Genomic DNA, 13205 nt, shown 5'->3' on the forward strand with positions numbered 1-13205 from the left:
CAATCTAACAGGATTTTACTAGGAATATTTGTATACACTATGGTTAAATACTCCACTAAAGGGAATGAGGATTATGCAAGAATGGGGCTTGTCAGAAGAGCTCAAAATACAAACAAAGCAAATGATTGAAATTGCTGAAAAAGAATTATCAATTATGAGGCAAGCAATCGATAAAGAAGATGAATGTATTTTGTGCAAAATGGAAGATATTCATCATATGTTAGCAAATGTACAAACATTGGCAGCTACATACTATATTCAAGCGTATTTATCACCTTATACGGAAAGCTCGCAGTTCATCACAACAGCTATCCAGCATTTAAGCGCCCGAAAACATGGTGCTCTTATTGTTGTGGAACGAAACGAGACACTCCATCCTTTCATTCAAACCGGAACAACTTTAAATGCCCATTTAACCGCACCATTGCTCGAATCCATTTTTTATCCAGGTAACCCTCTTCATGACGGAGCCGTTCTCGTTAAAAATAATCATATTGTCTCAGCAGCTAATATTCTTCCATTAACGAAAAGTACCGAAGTTGATTCTGAGCTAGGAACACGTCACAGAGCTGCAATTGGCTTATCAGAACAAAGCGATGCACTTATATTAGTTGTCTCTGAAGAAACGGGGCGCACTTCATTTGCTTTAAACGGGACTTTATATACGATTTCTTTATGAAAACCTTCCTCTTTGACATATCTGTAAAAATAGATATAATAACAAACATGGAACCTTTATTAATATATAAATCATTATCCAATGAAACTCGTCGGCAAATCTTGTCATGGTTAAAAGATCCTAAGAAACATTTTGAAGTACAATGTCATCTACCTGAAAATGACGATTTTAAAACTGGTGTTTGTGTAGGTTCAATTCAAAAAAAAGCTGGCATGGCACAATCCGTAATTTCTAGTTACTTGGTGAACATGCAAAAAGCTGGATTGTTACAATCCGAGAGAGTAGGACAGTGGACATATTATCAACGAAATGAAGAAACCATTCGCCAATTTACTGAATATGTCCAAAATGAACTTTAAAGTCACTATTTAATCAGTGGAGATAGTCTTCACTGATTAAATTAACCATAAGTTAATCTAAAATAATAGATATATAGAAATCTAATTACATATACGTTAAAGGAGCTTTTCAACTATGAACGCAAAATACGATCTACTTTTCCAGCCATTTACTTTCCAAAATGGAGCAACAATTAAAAATAGAATTTCTATGGCTCCAATGACAACAATATCCGCAACAGAAGATGGAGGAGTATCTGCAGAAGAACTCTCGTATTATGCCCATCGCGCTAATGGTATTGGTATGGTCATAACGGGTTGTGCCCATATTAAAGCTGATGGACAAGCCTGGGAAAGAGGATTTGCAGCAGATTCAGATGCAACTATTCATGATTTAACGCAGCTTGCTACTGCAATAAAAAAGCAAGGTGCAAAAGCTATTTTACAAATTTTTCATGCTGGTCATAAAAGCTTACATGCTAGCTCACATTCAGATTACATTCAAAAATTAACCGAAAATGAGATCATGCAGCTCATTCATGCTTTCAGCCAAGCAACTCTCCGCGCGATTAAAGCAGGGTTTGATGGTGTTGAAATTCATGGTGCCAATGGATTTTTAATCCACCAGTTTTTCTCCCAGCAAACAAATAACCGTAAAGATCAATTCGGTGGTTCTTTTACAAATCGTACTACATTCCCATTAGCTGTCGTAGAAACTGTTTTAGAAACGGCAAGACAATATGCAAATAAATCTTTTATTGTCGGATATCGAATTTCTCCCGAAGAAGCTGGTGAACAAGGATTTACAATGGCTGATTCGTTACAATTAATGGACCAACTTGCAAATACAGAATTAAGTTATCTCCACATATCAAATGGTGATTTTTGGTCACTTCCGAGAAGAGGTGTGGAAAAACATCATACCCGTATGGAATGGATTATGAAAAAAGTTGGAGAACGTATTCCATTAATTGGCGTTGGTGCTATTCAAACAGCTGATGATGCACTGAAAGCATTACAATCGGGCATTCCACTCCTTGCACTTGGGAAAGAACTTCTTATAGAACCAGAGTGGATTAAGAAAATCGAACGTGATGAAGAACAGAATATTGCACTAAGAATATCACCTGAAGACCAGAATCGATTAGTTATTCCAGATCCTATGTGGAAAAAATTATGGGAATCTTGGTTATAAAAAAGCAGTTCCGAAATGGATGTCTTCCATTTCGGAACTGCTTTTTTTCTTTTATTCTTCTCCGAAACGTTCAACAAGTGTTGCAAGTGTACGTACCATTGCACCTGTTGCTCCAGCTGGCCCTAAATCATGCGCTCCTGATGATTCAGATGTTCCAGCGATGTCTAAGTGTACCCAAGGTGTATCTTCAGCGAATTCACCTAAGAATGTACCTGCCATAACCGCATGTCCTTCGCGGCCTGGTGAGTTATTTAAATCAGCAAATTTACTGTTTCTCACGCGTTCCTTATCACGATCAAAAATCGGTAATTGCCAAATTGATTCATCTGTTTCCATAGATGCCTCTAGCACTTGCTCAAACAACTCTTCATTGTTTGTCATTGCGCCTGTCGTATGATTTCCAAGTGCAACAATTACACCACCTGTTAATGTCGCAACATCAATCAGATAGTTTGCACCTAATTTTTTCGCATACGTAATACCGTCAGCTAATGCTAAGCGACCTTCTGCATCTGTATTTAATACTTCAATTGTTTTTCCGCTCATAGACGTAATCACATCGTCCGGCTTAAATGCTGTACCACTTACAACGTTATCCGTTGACGGAATAACAGCGATCACATTTTGCTCTGGGCGAAGTTCTCCGATAATTTCCATTGCGCCTAAAACAGAAGCTGCGCCGCCCATATCACCCTTCATACCAACCATGCCTTCACGCGGTTTTAAAGAATAACCACCTGTATCGTATGTAATTCCTTTTCCAACCAATCCAATTACATCTGTCCACTCTTCTTTTCCTTTATAAATAAGAGCAATCATTTTCGGTGGCTCAGTAGAACCTTGGTTTACTGCAAGTAATGCACCCATACCAAGATCTTCCATCTCTTCTTTCTCAAGAACTTTATAATCCATATCATACTTTTCCGCTAATTCAACAGCATACTCAGCAAGCTTCGTCGCTGTTAATACGTTTGGCGGCATATTTACAAGTGTACGAGCTGAATTTGTTGCACGTCCATGTACGTAACCAACTGTTAATGCAGCTTCAATTTCTTGTGCATCTTCCGCTGTAATAGCCGTGAATTTCTCTAGCTCCACACGATCCTTTTTATCTGATTTATACGTTTGTAACTCATATGTACCAAGACCTTGTACTTCTGCTGCAATGTGAGCTACATCAATCGCATCTAATTTCTCTGTTACGAAAGAATCAAGTAAGATTGCTGCATCTTGTACTTTTGCTGCCTGTAACGTTTTAAACGTCTTACCAAGAGCCGCACGTAATGTTTCCGTCGTATAAGATTCTTTCTTACCTAAACCAACGAAATAATAACGTTTCACATTTGTTTTTCCTAAACTATGTACTTTTGAAATAGCTTTCTTCTTAGTAGAAAGTTCTTTTTCTTCTAATAAAACTTGTAATTGTCCTTCAAAAGCTTTGTCCAGTTCTTGTACAAAACTACTCGTTTTCTCTTCTTCAAATAAGGCAACAATCACCGCTTCATGGCTTGCTAATTCTTTTTGTACTTGAAACATGTTCAGACCCCCTAAATTTCTCTACTCTACCTTTATTATAACTTTATTTTCGATAAAATGCGACAATTCTAACTTCTATTGCATCCTATATAATCCATATTTCTTCTATTATAAAATAAAAAAGTCTAGCGTAATTCCCACTAGACTATCTTTGTTTTAAATATTGACCACGAAACACTTGCATCGTTTCGTCTTCATTTAACATCGTTAACTCTTCTTCTGTAAACTTACCATTTCCTATTTTTACTACGTATACATTTACTTTTTTCTTACCCCATTGGCTATAAACATCTTTCACCGTATCATAATATAGATCAAGACGGTTTCCTTTTATAGCACCACCCTTATCAGCAACAACCCCGTACCCGTAATCTGGCACGAATAGAATCGTTCCGATCGGGAATACGCGTAAATCCGCAGCGATTGTGGAATATAAATCCCTTTTCACTTTAACACCTGAATATGTAATACCATACTCTGGATGTCCTGGCCTCTTACCAGTTGACTCAATTCCCGACGTATAACCTGTTGCAGTCATTTCAATTGAACGATATTTAGACCAGTCGTTTGCCTGCTCTAAAGCATTTATCACTTCTTTACTCGGAGCAACGTTTCTCTTAACTTCTGCTGCATGTACTTCTTTTGCACTCGTTCCCTCATATGTCTTTACAATCTCTAATAAAGAAACTCCTGTGAAAGCCTTCCATGTTACGCATAATGCGATTGCAAGTAAACAAGTCATCATAATGCGAATACAATATCGTTTTAACATTTTTATATTCCACACTCCTTCATCGTTAATCATTCCCTATACGATGAAGGAATATGCAAAAAATAATCTCCATATGAATTGGAGATTAAAACATTTGATATCCGCTTTTCCGAAGCTTCTTAATTACAATTCCGGCTAAAGCAGCGCCTACTAATCCAGTAGATAGAATAAACACATCTGCTTGTCCTAAATGCGATACACTTGTCCCAAATGAAGAGAATGTTTCTTTCGGCTTTGAAAAATAATCCCACACACTCGCCTTATTAATAATAAGTATACAAACAATCGGATACACAATAACCATTACCCATGTCGCTCGCAATATCATGTTGAGTAAAAATCCAATTCCAAAAAACAAAATAAAAAATAACATCATTGAAATAAGTAGTACCGGTATACTCACTCTTTCTCCCCCTCCTTCGTCTGCGCCGTAAATACGTGATAGGCTGTATAACCAAATTGCTCTCCTGGATCTAATGTTTTATTCATCTCAAGATGCAGCTCTGATCTTCCTTCTAGCAAATATTTAATAAGCAGCGACGTATTAGGATCGTCCTCAATCGTCTCTGGATGTAAAAATGCTACTTCAGACAATTCCTTCTCCTGTACAATAATGTTTTCTCCTTCAGGCTCCAAAAGGAAAATAATCATGTTATCACTAATCTCATTGCGAATCACGCCCGATCGAACACCAATGATCCCCTTCACATGAGCGACAATACCTGTCTCTTCTAACACTTCACGTTTCACAGCTTCATCAACCGTCTCACCTTCATTTACAAAACCAGCCGGTAAAGACCATTTCCCCTTTAATCCACTGTATTTTTTCTTAACGAATAGCCACCTGCCATCTTTTGTAGCTACTAGGCCACTGACAGCTAACCACACTTTCCCTCGCTTCTCCATGATGTAATACCCTCCTCTACCAGAACGAACAGAATATTCTTTCTTTTTATATATTATACTATATTTTTCACATGAAAAAAGCAGAAACAGCTCTTAGCCGTTTCTGCTTCTTCTACTATATATTAAAAGAACTTTAATTTACCTTTTTTAAGAACTAATAAAGGTCCACCTAATAAGAATAGGTAACGGTTATCGATAACTTTCTTCATGAAGGAAGCTTTCCAACCTGTTAACTTTTTGCCCATAACAACGCCCATTGCATCGTCATGACCTAAAGAACATACAGACCCTTTATTGTCGAATGCGAATGTTTTCATTTCACCTTTGCCACGAACTAACACAGTTAAGTTATGTGCAATGTTGTAACCTTGTTGAATTGCGATTTGTGCTGTTGGTGGGTATGGACGATTAATTTCTTCGTTAATGATTAACGCTGCGTCACCAACCATGAATACATCTTCGTATCCTGGAGCGTGCATGTACTCATCAACTTTTACACGTCCGCGCATTGCTTCAAAGCCAGACTCTTCCACAATACCGTTACCACGAACACCTGCAGCCCAAACTACTGTTTCAGACTTAATTAATTCAGTATCATCGCCATTTGCAACGATAATACCTTCTTCAGTTGCTTCTTTAATCGCTGTACCGATGCGGAATTCTACGCCTTTTTTCTCAAGTTGTTTCACAGCGTATTCTACTAATGCAGGATCGAAACCTGGAAGTGCTGTTGGAGCAGCTTCTACACAGATGATACGTGCTTTTTCACGTGGTACATTGTACTGTTTGCAAAGTTCAGGAACACGGTTCGCAAGCTCACCTACGTACTCGATACCAGTAAATCCAGCACCACCAACAACGATTGTTACTAACTCATCGCGTTGTTCAGTTGCATATTTAGCGAAACTAGCTTCCATATGCTCACGAATTTGACGAGTTGCATTAATGTTAGCGATTGAGAATGCATGCTCTTTTAATCCTGTAATTCCGAATGTTTCTGATTCGAAACCAAGACCGATTACTAAGTAGTCATACTCTAACTCACCGTCTTTTAAGATAATGCGTTTTTCAGCAGCTTTAATTTCTACTACTGTATCTTGTACAAAGTTCACTTTATTTGTATCAATAACGTCTTGAATATCTAGACAGATTTTTTCATCTTGTAATGTACCAGCTGCGCTCTCGTGTAACCAAGTCGCTTGGTAGTGATAGCTGTTGTTGTTTACTAACGTAATTTCAGCTTCATTTACAGATAATGCTTTTTGCAGACGAACAGTCGTAATCATCCCGCCATAACCTGCACCTAAAACTACGATTTTTGGAGTCTTCACCAAATCACAACCCTTTTCTTTATATAATAGTAATGAAAAATAATACCAAGTACTAAAAACTCTATTTGTCAAGAATGTGGAATTTATCACATTCTATATCATAACAAAACGCAGTCAAAAAATCGTACGAATTTTGTCATAGAAATTTAACATAATACTTCCCTATATTAGTCGGTTTTATTACAGAATTCAAGCGTCTGGAGAATTATCAATATTTTAAAATAACATAGCGTTTTCAAGGGTTTTTCAGCCTTTTTTTCATGTATTTTCCTTTCCCCATATTTTATACAATTTAAAAAGCATCTATGCGAAAACTTACACACAATTCAGTCGTTTTCAGAAGTATTATGAACTCAAATATGCTATCATTTATTTGAAAGTGTCATCATTTGCAGGATTTTCGTGTACATATGAACAATATATGAAATCAATATCAAAATTCCATCTATAGGGGGAATGAAAGTGGCAGAAAATCAAAAAGTTTACGACATAACAATTATTGGTGGTGGTCCAACAGGACTATTCACAGCATTTTATGGCGGTATGAGACAAGCAAGTGTAAAAATCATTGAAAGCTTACCTCAGCTTGGAGGACAATTATCCGCACTCTACCCTGAAAAATACATTTATGATGTAGCTGGATTTCCAAAAGTGCGCGCACAAGAATTAGTTGATAACTTAAAAGAGCAAATGAAGAAATTTGATCCAACGGTTTGTTTAGAAGAAGCTGTTGATACGCTTGAGAAACAAGCTGACGGTATATTTAAACTTGTTACGAATAAGCAGACTCACTATTCTAAATCAGTTATTATTACTGCCGGCAATGGTGCTTTCCAACCACGCCGTTTAGAATTAGAAGGTACAGCAAAGTATGAAAAGAAAAACTTACATTATTTCGTTGATGATATGAATAAATTTGCTGGTAAGCGCGTCGTAGTATTTGGCGGCGGCGACTCAGCGGTTGATTGGACAATGATGTTAGAGCCAATCGCTGACAAAGTTACAATCGTTCATCGCCGTGATAAATTCCGTGCGCATGAACATAGCGTAGAAAGCTTAATGAATTCTCGTGCAGAAGTAAGCACACCGTACGTTCCAGTAGAACTCATTGGTGATGACAACATTGAACAAGTCGTTCTTCAGCATGTAAAAACGGAAGAAAAAATTATCATCGATGTTGATGATGTAATCGTAAACTACGGCTTCGTTTCTTCCCTTGGCCCAATTAAAAACTGGGACTTAGATATACAAAAAAACAGCATTCTCGTGAATTCGAAAATGGAAACAAATATTCCTGGCATTTACGCTGCTGGTGACATTTGTACATATGAAGGAAAAGTAAAACTCATCGCTTGCGGCTTCGGTGAAGCACCGACAGCAGTAAACAATGCAAAAGCTTACTTCGATCCAAGCGCAAAACTTCAACCGATGCATAGCTCGAGTATGTTTTAATATAGAAATGAAAAGAACTCCTTTTACGTGAAGGAGTTCTTTTATTATTGTGCTACCGTATCCTTCCAAAATATGTTACAATAAATAAGAACAAACGTTCTATATGATAAGGGGGATATTTTAAAATGAAAGAACCTAAGATCGTAAAAAAAGAAGCTTTCCAAGCAATCGGCGTTTCGATCACGACGACAAATGAAAAAGAGGCATCTACTGAAGGAAAAATCCCACAACTTTGGAACCGCTACTTCCAAGAACAAATCATGCATCACATCCCAAATCAACAAACGAAAGAAACATTCGCTTTCTACTCAAATTACGAATCAAATGAAACTGGTACATATCAATTTACAATCGGTATGCCCGTTTCTTCATTAGAAGACGTACCTGAAAATATGACAACTTTAACAATACCTGCCGCTACGTATGCGGTATTTACGACGAGAAAGGGACCCGTCGCTGAAGTCGTTTGTGAGGCTTGGGAATATATTTGGCAATGGTCAAAAGAAAACAAACGTGCTTTTACAACAGACTTTGAGCTTTATGATGAAAGAGCGTTAGATCCAACCAACGTACAACTGGATATTTATATTGCTTTAGCCTGAACGACAAAAAAGAAGATACCATTTGGTATCTTCTTTTTTGTCGTTAAATAGCCACTGTGCAAATTCATTATTATTGTCTACAATGAGAAAGTGCAGTATAGAAATATTAGAAACTGTATAAAGTGAAACTATACTCAGTGGGGGTTTTGTCCATCCCCCACTGAGTATTAGCCCTCACCAATCGGACGTTTACGGTCAGTTGGTCTCCCACCTAACTTCTTTACTCGAGCCGAATTTTGAGGTGGGAGTTTTACTGCCCGTTAACGCGGAACAAAACTATTGTTAACAGGTTTTTTAGTTTAAATTTGTCACATAGAAAGGAAGCAATATGGAGGAACTACAACAAAATAAATCTGCTTTAGAGGGACGCGGAAAACCGTTATTAAAAAATACAAATTTCCTTTTTCTTTGGGCAGCTACTCTCTTTTCAAGCTTTGCTTTAGCCTTTTTTACTTTTTCACAAACGTGGTACATAGCAAAAACATTAAACCTTGAAGCTTCACTCGGTGTTGTTTTCGTAGCTCTTAGTGTTCCAAGGCTTATTTTTATGATTATCGGCGGTGCTGTAGCTGATAAATTCCCGAAAAAAAACATTATGTTTTATTCTAATATTATTCGTGCTATTCTTGTCGCAACCATCCTTACATGGTTCATCGTAGGTGATGTAACACTATATACATTTGCTTTATTCGCTTTATTCTTCGGACTTGCTGATGCTTTTTTCTGGTCAGCTGACGGATCTATCTTACCTGAACTTGTAGAAAAAAGCCGTTTAACACAAGCAAACTCACTTACACAAATGACAAACCAAGCATCGGTTATCTTAGGTCCTGTACTTGGCGGCATTCTTATCAAATTTACGAACTATGAAACGATCTTTTCAATCACGATTTTATTACTAATCGTCGCAGCCATACTCGTTCAAAAAATACAATTTACGATGCCAGAACAGCAAAATACAGACAAAGGCATGTTCACTTCTATTAAAGAAGGAATTTTATACGTAAAGGAATCACCATTCCTTTCGACTTTCCTTCTTTGTAGCGCCTTTTTAAACCTATTTTTAATTGGTCCGATGCAAGTCGGCTTCCCGCTTTTCATTAAAAATGTTCTGCACGGTGACTCGCTCCAGTTCAGTTACTTAGAAGCATCTGTCGGCGGCGGAATGGCAATAGGCGCTGTCATTGTCGGTTTAAAAAATATTAATCGTAGACGCGGTCTATTTTGCATTATCATGATGTTACTGTCTGGTGTATTCTTCTTATCCATCAACTTTAGCACCGTACTTTGGCAAGCATTATTAGCCGGCATGTTTTACGGTATTACAATCGCAATGGCGATCGTTCCGCTTATGGCGATGATTCAATCAACAGTAAAAGAAGAAATGATGGGACGCGTAATGAGTTTACTTATGCTATCATCAATGGGCTTTATCCCGCTTTCTTATGCATTCACATCAATCGCGCTTGCAATAGGAATTCCAATCGTAACCGTTATGAAAAGCGGTGCAATCGCCGTTATCGTCTTCGTACTATTTGTAGCGATTCGTGTTCCAGTTGTAAGAAAGTTCGATTAGCTAATTAGAGTCATGTGTTATACGCATGGCTCTTTTTTAAACGGATCAAATAACGGTACTCCCTTACTTCTTCTCACAGCTGCTCCCCATTCTAATCCAACCTCTAAAAATAGATCCCGCACTGTACTGTATAAAAGAGCCTTAACATTTTTACGGATTTCCCCGTATTTATACGCTCTCACAACACTCTTCACTCGCCAAATGAAATTTCCATACACTTCTTCATCAGCTAATATTTGCTCCAGTAACACACCTTGCTCTAGTAATCCGCTCTTTTTATACGCAAGTTCCACCTTACTCCAAAATATATTAATCTTCTTCGGATTACTCGTCATCGGCACAAGTGCGTATATAAAAGGCTTCGGTATATCATGACGACAATACGTCTCATCAAGCTCATACGTTCCTTTTCTATTCTCTTTTATTTGTGGAATGTTTTTAAAAAGAATTGTTTCCCCTGCGCTTTTTTGCTCATTTTTACTACAGCTAGCTGCATTATCCTCATTTTTACAAGCGGACATTTTCATACGGTCATCCATGCGGTCAATCGCAGATGTAAGAAATACATATAAGTTCGCACTATACCCGCCGCGTCTATGTCTTTCTTTTGTTGCAACACGCTTTATAATTCCTAGTTCCTCTAACTTTGCAATGGAGCGGCGTACTGTACGAATACTTTTTCCAACATTCGTTGCAATCGTCTCCATTAACGGACAAGCAACTCCTACTGTTTTTTGTTTCTCATTCACCGCATACTTTCCTAAAAAATGAATAATGATAGCATCCGTTTTATTTAATTGGAATCGGTAGCACTTCAAAACTTGTTTTTGATATGTATTAAACTCTTCTTTACTTCGAAATTCACTATATGGTTTCATTAAATTATATAAGCTTCCCATTTATATCACCTCATATATAAGTAAGAGGCAGGAAGAGAAATTGGCGTGACATTGAATATTTTTTATTGGAGATGAAAATATGATCGTAATTAGCGCTTGTTTAGGTGGTATCGCTTGTCGGTATGATGGAAATGACAATCTCGTTTCAAAAATAGAGGAGCTGCTGCAACAAGAAGATACAGTCCTCATTTGTCCTGAAGTACTAGGAGGATTGCCAACGCCTCGTCCCTCAGCTGAAATTATTGGCGGGAATGGCGATGATGTTTTGGATGGAAAAGCGAAAGTGATGACAAAAGATGGTGAAGATGTCACAGAATCTTTCGTGAGTGGTGCTTATAAAGCTCTAGAACAAATTAAGAATTTACATCCAGAATATATTATTTTAAAAGAACGCAGTCCATCTTGTGGTAGTTCTACGATTTACACTGGAGAATTTAACGGAAATAAACAAACTGGTTACGGAGTAACAGCTGCTTTATTCAAAAGACATGGATTGAAAGTCATTTCAGAAGAGGATTTTGAGAATATAAAAAGGAATTGACCTTGTTCGTCAATTCCTTTTTTATTCTTATTTTGCACCTAGCTTTTCTTTCACTTTCGCAGGAAGCTCATCTTTCTTTACTTCTTCCCAAGCCGATACACCTTTTTTATCTGAATGATATACACGTAAGAATGCATCTTTACGTAAGTTTTTTTGAGCTGTGAATTCTAATTCTTTTTCTTTTCCCTCTTTATCAAAACCAGTTAACTTATATTCGTAATTTTTATACGGCTCACCATTATCAGACTTACCATTATACTCTTTTCCATCTACTGTGATTTGAACGTAATACTCATCTTTCCCCATACGGTTAATATCACAACCAACTAACAAACTTGCGAATACAACTAAAATACTAAACAGTGCAATATATCTTTTCATTTCCTTCACCTCATGTTTTTTTCTTATATTGTTATCTTAAATCTCAGAGCTTAAAGAAGAAATTCAAAAACATGACATGAACATTACACTTTTGTAAGATAATAGTTATTTCTTCACTTTAGAAACCATCATTCCGTCACCAATTGGAATGAGTACAGATTTTAAATTTAGATGAGTTGCTACCACTTCATTAAACTTCTTCATACACATAAACCAACTTCTAATTATGCAAAAGAAAAAAATCAAAAAAATAATCATTCCTTATTCAACTAACCGTTTCATTTTCAATATGTAAAAAGGGATTTCTAAATGATGAATTGAATATGTATTTATTATTTTCTAGCTTTTGAGCGAAAGTTTTTTACATAAGTTTCACTCTGTCCTAATTTAAAGGTTTCGAGAGGAGAAATAATATGAATCCTATTTTATTAGATGTTCCGTTACAAATAGAAACAGACAGACTCATTCTTCGAGCCCCCCTTCAAGCAGGTGAAGGGAATGTAGTACATGAAGCTATTAAAGATTCAATCAGTGAATTAAAGCAGTGGTTGTCTTTATTCCAGTCCATTCCTACTGTTGAAGAAACGGAAATTCTCCTGAGAAATGCGCATATAGATTTTTTGAAAAGAGAAAGCTTTCGCTATCTTATCTATCATAAAGAGACGAATGATTTTATTGGAACCGCTAGCCTTCACGGCATTGATTGGAAGGTTTCTAAATGTGAAATTGGATATTGGATTAACACGCAATTTAGTGGCAATGGATATATGACAGAAGTAGTAAATGCGTTAATAAACCTTGGATTTCAGTTATTCAAATTTAGAAGGATTGAAATACGATGTGAACGTAATAACACGAAAAGTCGTGCGATTCCTGAAAAATTAGGTTTTGAGCTTGAAGGGATATTACGTAATGAAGATCTTTCAGCTGACGGCAAACAACTAACTGATACTTGCATCTATGCAAAGATAAAGTGAAATTTTAATCAGCCCTCGCC

16 protein-coding genes are annotated in these 13205 nt (G+C 36.9%); 8 read left to right on the plus strand and 8 right to left on the minus strand.

All coding sequences use genetic code 11. The features are described 5' to 3' along the window. Positions 1-73 precede the first annotated feature (73 nt). The 3 genes from cdaS to ACXY7N_RS25380 all read left to right on the plus strand — a co-directional run bounded on the left by cdaS (position 74) and on the right by ACXY7N_RS25380 (position 2212). The gene (gene cdaS / locus ACXY7N_RS25370; RefSeq protein WP_048894611.1) at positions 74-679 is read left to right on the plus strand and encodes a sporulation-specific diadenylate cyclase CdaS; all 606 of its coding nucleotides are present in this window, start codon (positions 74-76) and stop codon (positions 677-679) included. A 47-nt stretch (positions 680-726) separates the two neighbouring features. Then, complete coding sequence (locus tag ACXY7N_RS25375; protein ID WP_033659982.1) at positions 727-1038, plus strand: ArsR/SmtB family transcription factor; 312 nt, start codon at positions 727-729, stop codon at positions 1036-1038. Between the two features lie 115 nt (positions 1039-1153). Beyond that, a complete protein-coding gene (locus tag ACXY7N_RS25380; RefSeq protein ID WP_488592678.1) occupies positions 1154-2212 on the plus strand; it encodes an NADH-dependent flavin oxidoreductase in 1059 nt (352 codons plus the stop codon). 51 nt (positions 2213-2263) lie between these two features. On the opposite strand, the gene pepA is transcribed toward ACXY7N_RS25380, so the two are convergent. The 5 genes from pepA to ACXY7N_RS25405 all read right to left on the minus strand — a co-directional run bounded on the left by pepA (position 2264) and on the right by ACXY7N_RS25405 (position 6757). Continuing rightward, on the minus strand, positions 2264-3748 hold the full coding sequence (gene pepA, locus ACXY7N_RS25385) for a cytosol aminopeptidase (RefSeq protein ID WP_488592679.1): 1485 nt from the start codon (positions 3746-3748) through the stop codon (positions 2264-2266). 145 nt (positions 3749-3893) lie between these two features. After that, a complete protein-coding gene (locus ACXY7N_RS25390) occupies positions 3894-4520 on the minus strand; it encodes a 3D domain-containing protein (protein ID WP_016135925.1) in 627 nt (208 codons plus the stop codon). 85 nt (positions 4521-4605) lie between these two features. Further along, a complete protein-coding gene (locus tag ACXY7N_RS25395; protein WP_000027007.1) occupies positions 4606-4923 on the minus strand; it encodes a YuiB family protein in 318 nt (105 codons plus the stop codon). Beyond that, positions 4920-5426 carry an NUDIX hydrolase gene (locus ACXY7N_RS25400; RefSeq protein ID WP_488592680.1) on the minus strand — a complete coding sequence of 169 codons (507 nt, stop codon included), beginning with the start codon at positions 5424-5426 and terminating at the stop codon, positions 4920-4922. Before ACXY7N_RS25400 ends, ACXY7N_RS25395 begins: the two co-directional genes overlap by 4 nt. 122 nt (positions 5427-5548) lie before the next feature. After that, a complete protein-coding gene (locus ACXY7N_RS25405) occupies positions 5549-6757 on the minus strand; it encodes an NAD(P)/FAD-dependent oxidoreductase (RefSeq protein ID WP_016085732.1) in 1209 nt (402 codons plus the stop codon). Between the two features lie 462 nt (positions 6758-7219). Between ACXY7N_RS25405 and ACXY7N_RS25410 the strand changes: the two genes are divergently transcribed. The 3 genes from ACXY7N_RS25410 (at position 7220) to ACXY7N_RS25420 (ending at position 10387) form a co-directional block, all read left to right on the plus strand. Further along, positions 7220-8209: an NAD(P)/FAD-dependent oxidoreductase gene (locus ACXY7N_RS25410; RefSeq protein WP_367888565.1), complete on the plus strand. Its 990-nt coding sequence runs from the start codon at positions 7220-7222 to the stop codon at positions 8207-8209. A 125-nt stretch (positions 8210-8334) separates the two neighbouring features. After that, positions 8335-8811 (plus strand): GyrI-like domain-containing protein, encoded by a 477-nt coding sequence (locus tag ACXY7N_RS25415; RefSeq protein ID WP_016135927.1) that lies wholly within the window; start codon positions 8335-8337, stop codon positions 8809-8811. Between the two features lie 328 nt (positions 8812-9139). After that, positions 9140-10387, plus strand: a complete 1248-nt coding sequence (locus tag ACXY7N_RS25420) for an MFS transporter (protein ID WP_016085730.1) — start codon at positions 9140-9142, stop codon at positions 10385-10387. Positions 10388-10404: 17 nt separating this feature from the next. Here ACXY7N_RS25420 and ACXY7N_RS25425 read toward each other — a convergent pair whose 3' ends face one another. Beyond that, entirely contained in the window at positions 10405-11286 is an 882-nt protein-coding gene (locus ACXY7N_RS25425) for a helix-turn-helix domain-containing protein (protein ID WP_016135928.1), read from the minus strand. A 79-nt stretch (positions 11287-11365) separates the two neighbouring features. Here ACXY7N_RS25425 and ACXY7N_RS25430 point away from each other — a divergent pair, with 79 nt between their 5' ends. Next, a complete protein-coding gene (locus ACXY7N_RS25430; RefSeq protein WP_016135929.1) occupies positions 11366-11827 on the plus strand; it encodes a 2-thiouracil desulfurase family protein in 462 nt (153 codons plus the stop codon). A gap of 27 nt (positions 11828-11854) precedes the next feature. Here the strand turns inward: ACXY7N_RS25430 and ACXY7N_RS25435 are convergent, their stop codons facing one another. Both ACXY7N_RS25435 and ACXY7N_RS25440 read right to left on the minus strand, forming a co-directional pair. Further along, complete coding sequence (locus tag ACXY7N_RS25435; protein WP_016085727.1) at positions 11855-12208, minus strand: YxeA family protein; 354 nt, start codon at positions 12206-12208, stop codon at positions 11855-11857. A gap of 105 nt (positions 12209-12313) precedes the next feature. After that, the gene (locus ACXY7N_RS25440) at positions 12314-12454 is read right to left on the minus strand and encodes a methyltransferase (protein WP_088084560.1); all 141 of its coding nucleotides are present in this window, start codon (positions 12452-12454) and stop codon (positions 12314-12316) included. Between the two features lie 167 nt (positions 12455-12621). Here ACXY7N_RS25440 and ACXY7N_RS25445 point away from each other — a divergent pair, with 167 nt between their 5' ends. Then, the gene (locus ACXY7N_RS25445; RefSeq protein ID WP_016135930.1) at positions 12622-13185 is read left to right on the plus strand and encodes a GNAT family N-acetyltransferase; all 564 of its coding nucleotides are present in this window, start codon (positions 12622-12624) and stop codon (positions 13183-13185) included. Positions 13186-13205: the final 20 nt, after the last annotated feature.

It is taken from the genome of Bacillus sp. 5w2, assembly GCF_054353775.1.